Annotated in this window: 14 protein-coding genes and 2 tRNA genes; 7 read left to right on the forward strand and 9 right to left on the reverse strand. The window is 71.7% G+C overall.

What is annotated here, in order from left to right:
• Positions 1–32: 32 nt before the first annotated feature.
• Positions 33–1,133, reverse strand: coding sequence for a peptide chain release factor 2 (prfB, locus tag ACFV4N_RS02835; protein WP_499670780.1), 1,101 nt, complete (start codon positions 1,131–1,133; stop codon positions 33–35).
• Between the two features lie 52 nt (positions 1,134–1,185).
• Positions 1,186–1,686 (reverse strand): PadR family transcriptional regulator, encoded by a 501-nt coding sequence (locus ACFV4N_RS02840; protein WP_499670781.1) that lies wholly within the window; start codon positions 1,684–1,686, stop codon positions 1,186–1,188.
• Between the two features lie 377 nt (positions 1,687–2,063).
• Between ACFV4N_RS02840 and ACFV4N_RS02845 the strand changes: the two genes are divergently transcribed.
• Positions 2,064–2,261: a hypothetical protein gene (locus ACFV4N_RS02845; RefSeq protein ID WP_499670782.1), complete on the forward strand. Its 198-nt coding sequence runs from the start codon at positions 2,064–2,066 to the stop codon at positions 2,259–2,261.
• Between the two features lie 46 nt (positions 2,262–2,307).
• Here the strand turns inward: ACFV4N_RS02845 and ACFV4N_RS02850 are convergent.
• The 3 genes from ACFV4N_RS02850 to ACFV4N_RS02860 form a co-directional block, all read right to left on the reverse strand.
• Positions 2,308–2,381 (reverse strand) — tRNA-Met (locus ACFV4N_RS02850).
• 263 nt (positions 2,382–2,644) lie between these two features.
• Positions 2,645–2,718, reverse strand: a tRNA-Met gene (locus tag ACFV4N_RS02855).
• A gap of 106 nt (positions 2,719–2,824) precedes the next feature.
• Positions 2,825–5,797 carry a UPF0182 family protein gene (locus tag ACFV4N_RS02860; protein ID WP_499670794.1) on the reverse strand — a complete coding sequence of 991 codons (2,973 nt, stop codon included), beginning with the start codon at positions 5,795–5,797 and terminating at the stop codon, positions 2,825–2,827.
• 130 nt (positions 5,798–5,927) lie between these two features.
• Between ACFV4N_RS02860 and ACFV4N_RS02865 the strand changes: the two genes are divergently transcribed.
• Positions 5,928–6,470 (forward strand): PPA1309 family protein, encoded by a 543-nt coding sequence (locus tag ACFV4N_RS02865; protein ID WP_499670783.1) that lies wholly within the window; start codon positions 5,928–5,930, stop codon positions 6,468–6,470.
• Positions 6,471–6,567: 97 nt separating this feature from the next.
• On the opposite strand, the gene ACFV4N_RS02870 is transcribed toward ACFV4N_RS02865, so the two are convergent.
• Positions 6,568–7,650 carry a YlbL family protein gene (locus ACFV4N_RS02870; protein ID WP_499670784.1) on the reverse strand — a complete coding sequence of 361 codons (1,083 nt, stop codon included), beginning with the start codon at positions 7,648–7,650 and terminating at the stop codon, positions 6,568–6,570.
• An 80-nt stretch (positions 7,651–7,730) separates the two neighbouring features.
• On the opposite strand from ACFV4N_RS02870, the gene ACFV4N_RS02875 reads away from it, so the two are divergent.
• The gene (locus ACFV4N_RS02875) at positions 7,731–9,035 is read left to right on the forward strand and encodes a zinc-dependent metalloprotease (RefSeq protein ID WP_499670785.1); all 1,305 of its coding nucleotides are present in this window, start codon (positions 7,731–7,733) and stop codon (positions 9,033–9,035) included.
• Between the two features lie 294 nt (positions 9,036–9,329).
• Here ACFV4N_RS02875 and ACFV4N_RS02880 read toward each other — a convergent pair whose 3' ends face one another.
• Positions 9,330–9,857 carry a M48 metallopeptidase family protein gene (locus tag ACFV4N_RS02880; protein WP_499670786.1) on the reverse strand — a complete coding sequence of 176 codons (528 nt, stop codon included), beginning with the start codon at positions 9,855–9,857 and terminating at the stop codon, positions 9,330–9,332.
• A 204-nt stretch (positions 9,858–10,061) separates the two neighbouring features.
• Here ACFV4N_RS02880 and ACFV4N_RS02885 point away from each other — a divergent pair, with 204 nt between their 5' ends.
• From ACFV4N_RS02885 to ACFV4N_RS02900, 4 genes are all read left to right on the forward strand, one after another.
• The gene (locus ACFV4N_RS02885) at positions 10,062–10,217 is read left to right on the forward strand and encodes a DUF5679 domain-containing protein (RefSeq protein WP_015098458.1); all 156 of its coding nucleotides are present in this window, start codon (positions 10,062–10,064) and stop codon (positions 10,215–10,217) included.
• Between the two features lie 129 nt (positions 10,218–10,346).
• Complete coding sequence (locus ACFV4N_RS02890; RefSeq protein ID WP_499670787.1) at positions 10,347–11,381, forward strand: ThiF family adenylyltransferase; 1,035 nt, start codon at positions 10,347–10,349, stop codon at positions 11,379–11,381.
• Between the two features lie 62 nt (positions 11,382–11,443).
• Positions 11,444–12,754 carry an ABC1 kinase family protein gene (locus ACFV4N_RS02895; protein WP_499670788.1) on the forward strand — a complete coding sequence of 437 codons (1,311 nt, stop codon included), beginning with the start codon at positions 11,444–11,446 and terminating at the stop codon, positions 12,752–12,754.
• 80 nt (positions 12,755–12,834) lie between these two features.
• Entirely contained in the window at positions 12,835–13,392 is a 558-nt protein-coding gene (locus tag ACFV4N_RS02900) for a hypothetical protein (protein ID WP_499670789.1), read from the forward strand.
• A gap of 276 nt (positions 13,393–13,668) precedes the next feature.
• On the opposite strand, the gene ACFV4N_RS02905 is transcribed toward ACFV4N_RS02900, so the two are convergent.
• A complete protein-coding gene (locus ACFV4N_RS02905; RefSeq protein ID WP_499670790.1) occupies positions 13,669–13,857 on the reverse strand; it encodes a hypothetical protein in 189 nt (62 codons plus the stop codon).
• Positions 13,854–14,771, reverse strand: coding sequence for a class I SAM-dependent methyltransferase (locus ACFV4N_RS02910; protein ID WP_499670791.1), 918 nt, complete (start codon positions 14,769–14,771; stop codon positions 13,854–13,856). Before ACFV4N_RS02910 ends, ACFV4N_RS02905 begins: the two co-directional genes overlap by 4 nt.
• Positions 14,772–14,993 lie beyond the last annotated feature (222 nt).

Consider the following 14,993-nt stretch of genomic DNA (forward strand, 5'->3'; position numbering starts at 1 on the left):
TTTGCAGCACTGCCGGACGGGGGCTTGACCGATCAGGACTGGTGCTGCTTGCGCCAGCGGATGCCGGCCTCCAGGAAGTCGTCGATCTCGCCGTCGAGCACCGCGGACGGGTTGCCGACCTCGTGCTCGGTGCGCAGGTCCTTGACCATCTGGTAGGGGTGCAGCACGTAGGAGCGCATCTGGTTGCCCCAGCTGGACCCGGTGTCCTTGAGGGCGTCCATCTTCGCCTGCTCCTCCTGCCGCTGCCGCTCCAGCAGCTTCGCCTGGAGCACGGCCATGGCGGTGGCCTTGTTCTGCAGCTGCGACCGCTCGTTCTGGCAGGAGACCACGATGCCGGTCGGGAGGTGGGTGATGCGGACCGCCGAGTCGGTCGTGTTCACGCCCTGGCCGCCGGGGCCGGACGAGCGGTAGACGTCGACCCGCAGCTCCTTCTCGTCGATGTCGACGTGGTCGGACTGCTCGACCACGGGCACCACCTCGACGCCCGCGAACGACGTCTGCCGGCGCCCCTGGTTGTCGAACGGCGAGATGCGCACGAGGCGGTGCGTGCCCTGCTCGACGCTCAGCGTGCCGTAGGCGTAGGGGGCGGTGACCCGGAACGTGGCGGACTTGATGCCCGCCTCCTCCGCGTAGGAGGTGTCGAACACGTCCACGCCGTAGCCGTGGCGCTCCGCCCACCGCGAGTACATGCGCAGGAGCATCTCGGCGAAGTCCGCCGCGTCGACGCCGCCCGCCTCGGCGCGGATGGTGACCAGCGCGTTGCGCTCGTCGTACTCGCCGGACAGCAGGGTGCGGACCTCCAGCGACGAGATCTCCTCGCGGAGCTTCGCGCGCTCGCCGTCGGCCTCGGCGATGCTGCCCTCGTCGCCCTCGTCCTCGGCCAGCTCGTAGAGCACGCCGAGGTCGTCCAGCCGGTCGCGCAGCCCGGTGACCCGGCGCAGCTCACCCTGCTTGTGCGAGAGCTGGCTGTTGACGCGCTGCGCCTTCTCCTGGTCGTCCCACAGGTCGGGGCGGGCCGCCTCCTGCTCCAGCTCGGCGACCTGCGCGCGCAGCGAATCGAGGTCCATCACCGCCTCGATGCTCGCGAGCGTGGCGGAGAGGTCCTTGATGTCTGCTTCGACGTCGGGGTTCACGGCAGAAGATTACGCCAGGACCGGTCGCGGAGCGCGACCGGATTGGCGCACCTCAGCCGTGCGGGATGGCGTCGAGCAGCTTGAGCACGGCCTTGGCGTGGGCCAGGCCGAACTCGGCGACCGCCTTCGAGTAGGCGTCCTCGGCGGTCTTGACGGCGGCCCGCGCGGCGTCCTGCTCGGCGCCGTAGGTGGCGCGCGCCGAGTCGATCAGGCCCTGCCGCTGCTTGGGCGTCAGCGAGCCGGCGTGCACCAGGCGCAGGATCAACGGGCTGCGCAGGTGGTCCGGACCGGGCTCGGAGAGCAACCAGTTCTTGAACGCCTTCTTGCCCGCCGCCGTGAGGACGTACTGCTGGCTGGAGCGCGGTCCCTGCTTGCCGAGGCGGAGCAGGCCGGCGTCCGCCAGCGCGGGCAGCTCGCGGTAGACCTGGCTGCGGGTGACGCTGAAGAACGCACCGAAGCGCTCCCCGGCCTCAGCCACGAGCTGGCCACCGGTCTTGGGTCCGTCGTGCAGCAGCCCGAGCAGGGCCGCCGCCGTCGCATTCAGGTCCGACACACCACCCACGGTGCCACGCCGTGCGGCCGGTGTCCACAATGGTCAGCCGTTCCGTCCACTGTGGCTGATCACGGGCTAGCGGAGTTGGGCCAAGCGGAGCAACGAGAAGCACCTCTCCGTAACCGCCGCCCCGGGACCCACCACGCGTTCAGCCGCTTGACCGGAGTTGTCCACGCGAACCGGAATCCCTTGCACCCCACCGAAACCGCACTATTGCGTTCACCCTAACGGCAGCCGCCATCACCGCCCGCAGCCACGCGCCGCCACATCTCACCACCCCCGATAGCACAACTCGGTGATGTCGGCCCTTCGAACTGTCAAACACGGCCGGTGGTGAGACCATTACCAGGGGTGTTCGTATTCCTGGGAGGTCAGCTGTGGGCATCAAGTGGACAACGGGGACCAAGGTCGTGCGCAACGCCCGCGCGTGGGCGAGCGGCACCATCCCGGAGCAGGCGGGCAAGGACGAGTGCATGGTGTGCGGCAAGCAGATCCGCCGGCACCGCACGGTCAGCGGCGAGGGCCGGGTCTGCTCGTTGACCTGCGCGCAGTACTGGGCCGAGAACATGTCCTGAAAACGCAAGAGGCCCCCTCTCCGGAGAGAGGGGGCCTGTCGCGCAGTAGCGGGGACAGGATTTGAACCTGCGACCTCTGGGTTATGAGCCCAGCGAGCTACCGAGCTGCTCCACCCCGCGTTGACAAGTACAACTATACACACCCTCGCGACCCCATTTTCAGGGGGGTACCAAAAACGCGTTCCCGCAGCTCAGGCATGCCGTACGGGCCCCGACCCCGCTTGCCCGAAACCCCCGAGGTCTTTTCCCACCCACCCACCCCCGCCCCCGCCCCGGGGTGCAGGGGGCGGAGCCGCCCTGCCCGGGGCCCGGGGTCGGACCCCCGGTGCAAATGCGAAAAAGTCCCGTCTGCGCTATCCGCAGACGGGACTTCCCCAACTTTGTAGCGGGGACAGGATTTGAACCTGCGACCTCTGGGTTATGAGCCCAGCGAGCTACCGAGCTGCTCCACCCCGCGTCGGTAATGCTTACTCTACGCGCGGGTTGCCGTGAGATGCAAATCGGGTGGCCCCGGTGTGTCCGGGGCCACCCGATCCAGGTACTGCCTCAGCGATCGCCGCAGGTCAGCCGGTCGGCGTCGGCGACGGCTGCACCGCCGACGACGAGGGCGGCGCCTGCGTCGCGGAGGCGTTGGCCGAGTCGAACCGCTTCATGGCGTCGTCCAGCGCCTTGTAGGCATTGCCCAGCGCCGCGAAGTCACCGCTGGCCTGCGCCGCCCTGATCTGCGACAGCGCCGACTGCATGTCCCGGACCGCCTGCTGGACGTCCGGCGACTGCCCGTCGCCCGTGTTCGGCGGCGCGGTGGGCGTGGTCGACGGGTTGTTCGTCGGCGGCTGGTTGTTGTTGTCCTGGCCGGGCACCTGGGTGGAGGCGCCGGTGAGCACCTTCTCCAGGGCCTCGCTCAGCGTCGAGGCGTAGCCCACCTTGTCGCCGAAGCTGACCAGCACCTTGTAGAGCTGCGGGAACTGGGTGTTCTGGCTGTTCCGCTCGATGTAGATCGGCTCGACGTAGAGCAGGCCGCCGCCCACCGGGAGCGTGAGCAGGTTGCCGTAGACGACGTCGGTCTGCCGCTGGGTCAGCAGGTTCAGCTCGGTGCTGACCTCGCCCGAGGTCAGGAACTGCGTCTGGATCTGCTGCGGGCCCTTGGCCTCGTTGTTCAGCGTGAGCACGCTGAACTTGCCGTAGTTGTCCGGGTCGGACCTGACCGTGACGTACGACGCCATGAACTCGCGGTTCTCCCGCACCAGCGCGCTGGTCAACTGGAAGCTGACCTTGTTCGGGTCGCCGGTCGGGTCGCCCGCCAGCACGTAGAACGGCGGCTGCTGGTCGCGCTGCTGGCTGCTCTGCTGCTGCTGGGCCTCGACCGTGGTGGCGTTGTCGATGGTCGGGTCGGACGGCACCGCCCAGAACGAGACGCCCGAGTAGAAGTCCCGCGGGTTGTCCACGTGGTACCGGGCCAGGATCTCGCGCTGGACCTTGAACAGGTCCTCCGGGTAGCGCAGGTGCTCGCGCAGCGACGGCGACATGTCGCCGGCCGGCTTCACCGTGCCCGGGAACACGCCCTGCCACGCCTTCAGCACCGGGTCGCGCTCGTCCATCGCGTACAGGCTCACCGTGCCGTCGTAGGCGTCCACAGTGGCCTTGACCGAGTTCCGGATGTAGCTGATCTGCCGGTTCGGCTGCTGCGCGACGCCCGGCAGCGTGTCCCTGGTGGCGTCGCTCAGCGCGGTGCGCCGCGCGTAGGGGTAGTTGTCGAGCGTGGTGTAGCCGTCGACGATCCAGGTGATGCGGCCGTCGACCACGGCCGGGTACGGGTCGCCGTCCACGGTCAGCCACGGCGCCACGTCCTCGACGCGGTCGCGCGGGTTCCGGTTGAAGATGATCCGCGAGTCGTCGCCGATGGCCGAGTTGAACAGGATGTTCCGCTCGCCGTAGGCCGCGGCGAAGACCAGCTTGTTGAGCAGGCCGCCGATGCGGACGCCGCCCTTGCCGTCGTAGGTGTAGGACGAGCCGTCGGTGTCGTACTCGCCGGGCGCGCCCTCGCCCCGGCCGCCGACGATGGCGTAGTCGCCGGGCCGGCCCATCTCGCCGAAGTAGGTCCGCGGCTGCTCCACGCCGAACGGGCCGGGCTTGACCTGCCCGTCCTGGCCGACCTCGGCCACCTCGAACACCGGGTAGCCGCCGTTGCCGCCCTCGTCCACGGCCGAGTTGACCTTGCTGGCCTCGGCGAACACCATGCCGTTGCCGTGCGTGTAGATCAGGTGCTGGTTGATCCAGTCGCGCTGGGCCTGCGGGATGCCGCCGGTGTTCAGCTCGCGGACCGCCACGATGTAGTCCTGGAGCTGGTCGTCCACTTTGTACCGGTCGACGTCGAGCTTCTCCGGGAACGAGTAGAACGGCCGCAGCTGCTGGAACTGCGTGAACGTCTGGGAGATGACCGCCGGGTCGAGCAGCCGGACGTTGCCGACCGTCGCCTGGTCGTTGCGCAGCTCGTCCAGCGAGATGTTCTGCTTGCCCGCGTACGACTCGGTCTCGACCTTGTCCTCGGTCAGCCCGTACGCCTGCTTCGTCGCCGCGATGTTGCGGCTGATCGACTCGGCTTCCTTCTCGATGGCGTTCGGCCGGACCGAGAACTGCTCCAGCACGGCGGGCCAGGCGGCGCCGACCAGGACGCTGGACAGCACCAGCAGCACGGTCGCGATGGCGGGCAGCTGGAGGTTGCGCAGCACCGCGCCCGCGAAGAACGCCACGGCGCAGAAGACCGCGATGAACAGCAGGATCAGCTTGGCCGGCAGCACCGCGTTCAGGTCGGTGTAGCTCGCGCCCAGGAACCGGGGGTTCCGGTCGGAGAACAGCAGCTGGTACCGGTCGAGGAAGTACGCGACCGCCTTGAGCAGCACGAACACGCCCGCGACGATGGCCAGGTGGGTGCGCGCGGGCCCGGACAGCTGCCCGCCGCGACCGGCCAGCCGGATGCCCCCGAACAGGTAGTGCGCGACCACGGCGCCGATGAACGACACGGCGGTGGCGATGAACAGCCACGACAGCAACCAGGTGTAGAACGGCAGCTCGAAGGCGTAGAACCCGATGTCGTGCCCGAACTCGGGGTCGGTCACCCCGAACTCGGTGCTGTTCAGGAACAGCTGGAGCTGCTGCCAGTCCGCCTGCGCCGAACCGCCGGCGACGAGGCCGACCAGGGCGGGCAGGCCGATGGCGAACAGCCGCATCCGGCGGGTGACGACCGCCCGGTAGCGCGCCACCGGGTCGTCCGGCCCGGTGACCGGCACGAACACCGGCCTGCTCCGGTAGGCGAGGATGAGGTTGATCGCGACGAGGCCGCCCACCAGCAGGCCCACGGCGAGGAACAACCCGAACCGGGTCGCGAGCACCGTGCCGTAGACGCTGCGGAAGCCGACCTCGCCGAACCAGAGCCAGTTGACGTAGGTGCCGAGCAGTCTGGAACCGGTGATGAGACCGACCAGGACCACCGCACCGACGATGAGCAGAATCCGGCTGCGACGGGACAGCCTGGGCAGTCCGACCGGGGGCCGTGTGGCCACGGGGCACGCTCCTGGATCGCGGTAGTGGCGTTCGTACGTTCTGTCCAACTCTACGGAGGGCCCCCGGGGTTCCCCGTTCGGTCCGCCGTTTCGGGTGGGTGCGACCATGGCGGGCGTGTCAGCCGATGAGAAGCCCGCCGTGGTGCTGCCCGCCGTCGCCCGCGAGGTCGAGGAGTTCGTGTCCACCGCCGGGTGGAACCAGCCGACCCAGCTGTTCGCCCTGGTCCCGACCGCCGAGCTGCTGGCCCAGCAGCCCGAGCTGGCCGGTCAGCTCGACCCGCAGGCGTCGCCGCTGACCCCGATCGCGCAGGACTCCCTGCCCGACGGCGAGCTGGACCGGGCGCTGGCCGGGATCGTGTGGCCCGAGGTCGTGCGCGGGTGCGCGCTGGCCCAGGAGATCGTGGTGCTGCCGCCGGAGGCCGAGGCCGAGCTGGAGGCGGGCGACCTCGACGACGCCGGGGCCCGCAAGTTCGCCGCCGAGCACCCCGAGCGGCGCGAGGCGCGGCTGGTGGCGGCGGTGCTGCGGGACGGCTCTGCGGCGTGCGTGCTGCGGCTGCGCGGCACGGCGGAGGTGCCCGAGGAGGTCGTGGCGCACCCCGAGCTGGCGCCCAACCTCACGCACGCGCTGCTGGAGACGCTCAAGCCCTGACCACTCCGCGTGACCGACCGCGCCGGTCCGCAACCGCGCGCGGTCGGTGCGTCGCAGGTGGGGCCGGCAGCGGGTGGGGCCGGCAGCGGGTGGGGCGTCAGCAGGTGGGGGCGTCGCCGCCCTCGCTCAGGCTCTCCAGGGAGCGCACGGCGTCGTCCAGGGTCTGCACCTTGACCAGCCGCAGGCCCTCGGGCGTCTGCTGCTTGGCCTCGTCGCAGTTGCCGGCGGGCACCAGGAAGACGGTGGCGCCGGCCTCGCGCGCGGCGACCATCTTGAAGGCGATGCCGCCGATCCGGCCGACCTCGCCCTTCTCGTTGATCTCGCCGGTGCCCGCGACGGGCTTGCCGCCGTTCAGCTCGCCGGGGGTGAGCTTGTCGACGATGGCCAGGGCGAACAGCAGGCCCGCGGACGGGCCGCCGACGTCGCTCAGGCTGATCTTGATGTCGAACGGCACGTCGGCGCGGTCGAGCGGCAGCACGCCCAGGAAGCCGGTGTCGCGGCCCTCGGCGCTGCCCAGGGTGACCTCGGCGGTCTTGCGCTCGCCCTCGTGCTCGAAGGTCAACCCGATCCGGTCGCCGGGCTTGGTGCCCTCCAGCGCGGGCCGCACGTCGTCGGCCGTGGCGACCTGCCTGCCGTTGACCGCCAGCAGCCGGTCGTTGGGCTCCAGCACCTGGTCGGCGGCGGTGCCCTCGGTGATCTCGGCGGCGACGACCTTCAGCGGGTAGTCGAGGTAGCGCAGGGCGGCGACCTCGGCGCTGCTCTGCGAGTCCTGGAACGCCTTGACGTTCTGGTTGCGCACGTCCTCCTGCGACTCGCCGGGCCGGTAGAACTCCTCGCGCGGCGCGAGCGCGTACCGGCCGCTGACCCACAGGCCCAGGGCGCCGAACAGCGAGACGTCGTCGGTGAGCGAGACCGTGGTCATGGTGAGGTTGCCGGCGGTCGGGAAGGTCTCCTGACCCTCGATGACCACCACGTCACCGCCGTTGACCTGGCCCAGCGTGTCGTAGGTCGGGCCGGGGCCCAGCGCCACGTAGGGCACCCTCGCGAACCCGCCGAGCAGGCCGAGGACCAGGACGACGAGCAGGCTGACCACGAGGGTCCACGTCCGCCTGGTCAGGCCGCGGCGCGGCGCGGGCGGGAGGGGGGCCGGTGCGTGGTCCACGGCGGTGCCTTCGCTCACGCCCCCAGCCTACGACCACCGGGTCACGCCGCGGGCGAACCGGTCCCGCGCCCGACCCCCGTCCCGCGTACCGTGGTGGCATGAGTGACCTGCCCTTCGGGTTCAGCTCGCAGGACCCCGACGACCGCGGCCGCAAGCCGGAGGACCAAGGGGGCGCGAACCCCTTCGACTTCAACCAGCTCGGCGCGATGTTGAGCCAGCTCGGCGCGATGTTCAGCAACGCGGGCACGTCGTCCGGGCCGGTCAACTACGACCTCGCCAAGCAGATCGCCCTCCAGCAGCTCGCCGGCAAGGGCGCGCCCACCACCGGTTTCGGGCCGGACCAGAACAGCGCGGTGGCCGACGCGGTGCACCTGGCCGAGATGTGGCTCGACCCGGTGACCGCGCTGCCCGCCGGCGCGCGCAAGGCCGAGGGCTGGAGCGCGCGGGAGTGGGTGGAGCGGACCCTGCCGACGTGGCAGCGGCTGTGCGACCCGGTGGCGCGGCGGGTGTCGGGCGCGTGGGTGGAGGCGATGCCGGCCGAGGCCAAGGAGGCCGCCGGCCCCCTGCTGTCCATGCTCGGGCAGATGGGCGGCATGGCGTTCGGCTCGCAGCTCGGCGGCGCGCTGGCGCAGCTCGGCTCGGAGGTGCTGACCTCGTCCGAGGTCGGGCTGCCCCTGGGCCCCGAGGGCACGGCCGCGCTGCTGCCCGCCAACATCGAGAAGTTCACCGAGGGCCTGGAGCGGCCGGCCAGCGAGGTGCTGGTGTTCCTGGCCGCCCGCGAGGCCGCCCACCAGCGGCTGTTCAGCCACGTGCCGTGGCTGCGGCAGCGGCTGCTGGACACCGTGGAGGAGTTCGCGCGCGGCATCGCGGTCGACACCTCGGCGCTGGAGCAGCTGGCCGGCCAGATCGACCCGAGCAACCCGGCGAGCATCGAGGAAGCGATGAAGTCGGGGATGCTCGAACCCCAGACCACGCCCGAGCAGAAGGCCGCGCTGACCCGCCTGGAGACCCTGTTGGCCCTGGTCGAGGGCTGGGTGGACGTGGTGGTGAACGAGGCCGTGGGCGAGCGGCTGCCGGGTGCGGAGGCGCTGCGCGAGACCCTGCGCCGCCGACGCGCGTCGGGCGGCCCGGCCGAGCAGACCTTCGCCACCCTGGTGGGCCTGGAGCTGCGCCCCCGCCGCCACCGCTCGGCCGCGGCCCTGTGGAAGCTGCTGGGCGACCAGTACGGCGCCGAGCAGCGCGAAAGCGTGTGGGACCACCCGGACCTGGTGCCCACGGCCGAGGACCTGGACGACCCGCTGGAGTTCGCCGAGCGGTTCGGCCAGACCCGCAAGGCCCTGGAGGACCCGATCGCCGAACTCCAGCGCACCCTGGACGACAAGAACAAGGACCCCGACGCCTAACCCCCTCCCCCGCGTGTCCTCCACCCAGACACCACGTGTCCTCCACTCAGACACCGCGAGTCGTACGCTCAAGTCACGCGAGTCGTACGCCCAGAACCCGCGAGTCATGCGTTCAGGACGCGCGAGTCATGCGTTCAGGACCCGCGAGTCATGCGTTCAGGACCCGCGAGTCATGCGTTCAGGACCGTTGAGTTCAACGTTCGGGACCGCTGAGACCGACGTCCGCGGTTTGTAGGCGCACAGCGAAGGGCCCCGGGTGGTGAACCCGGGGCCCTTCGCGTCGAGCGCTCGCGGTCAGTCCTCCTCGGTGATGCCCAGACCGGCCGCGGCCGAGAGCCCCTCCAGGTACCCGACGGCCCGCTCCGTCTTCGGGTACCTGTGCACGAGCTGCCAGAAGTCCTTGCCGTGGCCGGGCACGCTCAGGTGCGCCAGCTCGTGCACCAGCACGTAGTCGAGCACCCACGCGGGCACGTCGCGCAGGCGCTCGCTGATCCGGATCGTCCCCTCGCTCGGAGTGCAGGACGCCCACCTGGTGCGCATCGGCGGCACCCACCGCACGCTGCTCGGCCGCACGCCGCCCAGGTAGCGGTCGGACAGCTCTTCGCACCGCTGCAGCAGCGCCGCGTCGGAGGTGCGCGTGGGCGACCGCCTGCGCGTCTCGCTCCGCTGGAGGCGGCTGAGCATCTCCGCCACCCAGTGCTTCTCCTCGCTCTTCGTCATGCGGGCCGGCAGCAGGACGACGACGGTGTCCCCCTCGCGGTACGCGCTCACCATGCGACGGCGCCGAGCGCTGCGCCGTACCTCCACCTGCGGTTCGGGCATGGCGTTCACGGTAAGGGCAGAGGCCGACAATTCGCGGCGGCCAAGCGGCGGCCTGTGGATACCCGGACGATCAAGTTCCCCCGAAAGGCGGCTGGACACGTTCGACGCGGCGTGCAGCGGGCCGGCGTTCCCGGAGGTAGCGTGCTGCGCAGCCCCGAGTGTGGCGCAGATCGCCCCGCACTCTTGCGAACAAGGGAGGAAGCCGTGGCCGAGACCTACAACGGCTACTGCGTCAAGTGCCGTGAGAAGCGCGATTTCACGGGCGAGGTGCACGAGAGCAACAACCGCAGGATGGCCAAGGGCAAGTGCCCGGTCTGCGGGACCACGGTGACCCGGATCCTCGGCAAGGCCAAGGTCTGATCGACCCCCCGGGCGGCCGGGTCCCACGGCCCCGGCCGCCCGTCAAGCTCCACCGTGCCGCCTGTGGACAACTCGCGGGCCTGTGGACAGGCGTTTTGCGGTTCCCCGGTTCGACAGCATGCTGCCGGTGTGGAGCTACCCAACCGGCCCAGGGTCCTGCCCGGGTTGCCACTGCTGCGCCGCCGGGACGACGTGGTGCAGATCGGCACCGACCCCCGCCACGCGGTGCTCGTCGAGGACGTGCCCGCGCCCATGGCGGCCCTCCTGCTCGGCCTCACCGGCCAGCACACCCTGCGCGAGCTGCGCCAACGGCTCGCCCACCACGGTGACCAGGCCGTCGAGCTGCTCGGCGTCCTGCGCGGCCTGGCGCACGCCGGGCTGGTCGAGGAGGCCGTGCCCGTCCCCCACGCCCGGCTGGTCGCCGAGGCGACGTGCCGGGCGCTGCGCACCCGCCGCCCCGCGCCCCACCTGCCCGCCACCCGCGCCGCGCGGTCGGTCGTCGTGCACGGCGAGGGGAGGTTGGCGGTCGCCGTCGCGTCCCTCCTCGCGGCCGCCGGGGTGGGACACGTACGGGTGAACGCGCGAGGGCGCGTCGGCCCCGAGGACACCGGTTCGGGTTACCTGGAGGAGGACGTCGGCAGGCCTCGCGCAGAGGCGGCGGCGGACGCGGTGCTGCGGGCGTGCCCGGCGGTGCGGTCGGCCCCGCGCGACGCGGACCTGGTGGTGCTGGCGGACGCCCTGGTGCCCGCGCCGGAGCTGCTGCACGAGCTGGTCCGGTCGCGCACCGCGCACCTGGCCGTGCGGGTCCGCGAGGGCCTCGGCGTGGTGGGCCCGCTGGTCGTGCCCGGTCGCAGCAGCTGCCTGCGGTGCGCCGACCTGCACAGCTCGGAGCTGGACCGGGCCTGGCCGATGATCGCCGCGCAGCTCGTGGACCGGCCGCAGCACGCCGACCTGGCCACGGTCACCGCCACCGCCGGGGTCGCGGTCGGGCAGGCGCTGCTCGCGCTCGACCACGACCGCGAGGTGCGCACCAGGCCCCCGACCTGGGACGCGACCCTGGAGGTCGACGCGTTCGCCGGGGTAGTCGAGCACCGGATCGCGCCGGTGCACCCGCGCTGCGAGTGCCGTTCCGCCGCACGACCGGCGGTGGGCGGAGCTGTGTAGGTTTTGTGGTGAGAAGCACGAGCCGCCGCGACGACGCGACCGGACGGGGGGAGAATCACCGGGTGAGCGATATCCCGCGCAAGGCCGTGCAGCGCACCGCCAAGCTGGCCAGCCTGCCGCTCGGGGTGGCCGGACGGGTGGTCGGCGGCTGGGGCAAGCGACTGGCAGGCCGCAGCTCGGACGAGGTCAGCGCCGAGGTGTCGGCCAAGACCGCGGAGCAGCTGTTCGCGGTGCTCGGGCAGCTCAAGGGCGGCGCGATGAAGTTCGGCCAGGCCCTGAGCGTGTTCGAGGCCGCCGTGCCGGACGAGCTGGCCGAGCCCTACCGCGAGGCGCTGACCAAGCTCCAGACCGCCGCGCCGCCGATGCCGTCGCGCACCGTGCACCGGGTGCTGGCCGAGCAGCTGGGCTCGGGGTGGGCCAAGCGGTTCCGGTCGTTCGACGACGACCCGGCCGCCTCCGCCAGCATCGGGCAGGTGCACCGCGCGGTGTGGCACGACGGCCGCGACGTGGCGGTGAAGGTGCAGTACCCGGGCGCGGACGAGGCGCTGGCCGCCGACCTGAAGCAGTTGCTGCGGTTCAGCCGGGTGATCCAGGCCATGATGCCGGGCACCGAGGTGAAGCCGCTGCTGGAGGAGCTGCGCGACCGGTACCTGGAGGAGCTGGACTACCGGACCGAGGCGGGCAGCCAGCGGGTGTTCGCCAAGGCGTTCGCGGACGACGAGCGCGTGCTCGTGCCCCGGGTGGTGGCGAGCTCGCCCAAGGTGATGGTCACCGAGTGGACCGACGGGACACCGCTGTCCAAGATCATCCGCGAGGGGTCCCGGGAGGAGCGCGACCTGTCCGGGCAGCTGCTGTCGGAGTTCCACTTCTCCGCGCCGAGCCGGTCCGGACTGCTGCACGCCGACCCGCACCCCGGCAACTTCATGCTGGGCGCGGACGGCCGGCTGCGGGTGCTGGACTTCGGCGCCGTGGCCCGCCTGCCCGACGGCCTGCCCAAACCGCTGGGCGTGATGACCAGGCTGGCGCTGGAGGGGCGGTCGGCGGACCTGGAGGAGCTGCTGCGGTCGGAGCGGTTCATCCGGCCGGGGACCGAGCTGCACGCCGAGGACGTGCTCAACTACCTGGCGCCGTTCGTGGAGCCGCTGCGCGTGGAGACCTTCCACTTCACCCGTCGCTGGCTCCAGCAACAGGCGGAGCGCGTAGGCGACCTCCGCAGCCCGGACATGCAGACCGGCAGGTCCCTGAACCTCCCGCCGCAGTACCTGCTTATCCACAGGGTCACGCTCGGCGCGACCGGCATCCTGTGCCAGCTCGACGCGAAAGTGCAGGCCAGGGCCATCGTGTCCCGCTGGCAACCGGGCTTCGCGGACTGAGTTGTCCACAGCTCCCCGAGTTGTCCACAGATCACAAAACCCCACTGGCTCCTCCCCCGGCCCTGGCCGAAGATCGAGCCATGACCACCGACGTGATCAAGACCGCGGACCTCGAAGCCACCGGCGTGCCGGGGCACGTCATCGACCTGAAGTGCCGCCCCGGCGGGCCGTGGCAGCGCATCCTGCCGGGCGTGCTGCTGCTCAGCGCCGCACCGCCGTCCCGTGAGCAGCGCCTGCGCGCGGCCCTGGCCTACGCGGGCCCGGAGGCCGTGGTGACGGGCGTGGACGCGCTGCGCGCCCAGGGCCTCCCCGACCTGCCCGGCGCACCGGTGATCCACCTGCTCCAACCCGCGACCCGCCGCCGAGCGTGCACACCGCAGCTCCTGCTGGAACGCACCACGCGCCCACCCGGCACCGTGCTCCACAACGGCCTGCGCCTGGCCGAGCCGACCAGGGCCGTGCTGGACGCCGCACGCCACGAGCCGCACGCCCTCCGCCGGCACCACCTGCTGGCCACCGCCGTGCGCTCGGGCCTGTGCACGGTCGCGGGCCTGGAAGCGGAACTGGCGGCGGGCAGCAAACGGGGCAGCGCGGCACCAAGAGCAACCCTGCGCACCCTCAGAGCACTGCTCCACTGACGAGCACCGCTGACGAGCACCGCTCCCTGCCCCCCAGCCTCGCCGCAGCCCTGGCCCCACCCTGCCGATCCGCGCCTGTCCCGCCAGCAGGACCGACCACTCCATCCTTCGAGGAGGTGACCCCAGCCAACCCAATCCATTCGAGCCCAATTGATCGGGCTCGCTGCCTCACCCACACCGAGACGCCGGAAATCTTGCCGCCTGCCGCTCTACCGCCCATCGCCCCACGTCATAGCGCTGTGGCGCCCTGCCGCCCGGCCTCCGTGGCGTCGCGTTCTACAGCCAGTAGTCCGCGGGCAGCTTGCCCTCGATGTCCCTGACGTGGATCCGGGCGCACCCGTGGCACAGCCACTGGTCAGTTCCCCGTTCCCGCTGGCGGACCCAGGCCAGCAGCTCGGCCGGGTCGGGGACCGATCCCCGCGTCCGCGCGCAGCGGGCGCAGGAGTCGGGCTCGGCGTCGGTCACGGCTTACGCCCCAGGTAGACGGTGTGGGCCGTGAGCAGGAAGACGTCGTCGCGCAGGCCCAGGTAGGCGGGGTCCTGCGGGTCGAGGAGGCGGCGGACGGTGTCCCGGTCCGAGGGGTGCAACAAGTCGCCGGCGACCTCGCTGTGCCACTTGAGCTGGTTCACCGCCCAGTCGCGCACGGCCTGCTTGGGCGGTGCCGGGTGGTCGACGAGGTAGCTGAACGCGGTGACGTCGAGCATGCCGAGGTCCGCCAGCACGGTGTTCCAGCCGCCGGTCAGCCGGACCGAGCCTTCGATGTTCTCGCGCATCAACGTGAACCAGTGAGCACGGGCGCCGGCCAGCCGGGCCGACAAGCCGGGCTCGCCGACACCCAGGTCCCAGGGGAGGAACTTGGCTTCCAAACCACCTTCGGCCAACGCCAACCAACCGCCGGGAGCGACGGCCTCGACCAACCCGGCCACCGCCGCACGCTGATCAGGGAGGTGATGCACGACGTTCGAAGCCCACACCAGTTGCGCGGGTCCCGCGAAGTCGACCGGGCGCTCGCCCGCCAGGTCGGCCAGCACCGGCCGCACCTTCACCGCGGCCGTGGCGGCGTCGCCCTCATAGGTGGCGGCCGAACGCGCGGCGCTCGTGGCGGCGTCCAGCATCTCGGGCGTCCCGTCGACGAGCACCAGCGTCCCGCCACCGCGTGCGGACAGCGCTTCGACGAGCGCCACCGCCATCCCGCCCGTGCCGCACCCGATGTCGAGCACGGTCGGGCGGTCGGGCAGGGGACGGACGAGCCTGCGCGCGACTACGCGGCGAGCCTCGGCGTCGAGCTCGTCAACCTGTCGGAAGAAGGCCAGCCGGGACGACCAGTCGATCCCGTCCTGGGTCCGCGCGTGGTGATGGTGGCGAGAGTGAGCAGACACACGTCGCACCGTACCTACGGCCGCCCGACCCTTCCTACCGAAAGCAGGACGACCGCCACCCCGAACGCCAACCGCGAGCATGCTGAGCTGCGGTGATAGCGCGACCAAGGCCGCCGAGCAGCCCCCGGCCGAGCAGCCCCCGGCCGAGCAGCCCCCGGCCGAGCAGCCCCCGGCCGAGCAGCCCCCGGCCGAGCAGCCCCCGGCCGAGCAGCCCCCGGCCGA

The sequence above is a fragment of the Actinosynnema sp. NPDC059797 genome, assembly GCF_042732085.1.
Classification (GTDB): Bacteria; Actinomycetota; Actinomycetes; order Mycobacteriales; family Pseudonocardiaceae; genus Actinosynnema.

Bases quoted from the DNA above. Each gene is read 5' to 3' on its own strand.
- ACFV4N_RS02880 (WP_499670786.1), bottom strand. From the start codon at position 9,857: ATGCCCGAACCGCAGGTGGAGGTACGGCGCAGCGCTCGGCGCCGTCGC.
- ACFV4N_RS02875 (WP_499670785.1), top strand. From the start codon at position 7,731: ATGAGTGACCTGCCCTTCGGGTTCAGCTCGCAGGACCCCGACGACCGC.
- ACFV4N_RS02865 (WP_499670783.1), top strand. From the start codon at position 5,928: ATGGCGGGCGTGTCAGCCGATGAGAAGCCCGCCGTGGTGCTGCCCGCC.
- ACFV4N_RS02900 (WP_499670789.1), top strand. From the start codon at position 12,835: ATGACCACCGACGTGATCAAGACCGCGGACCTCGAAGCCACCGGCGTG.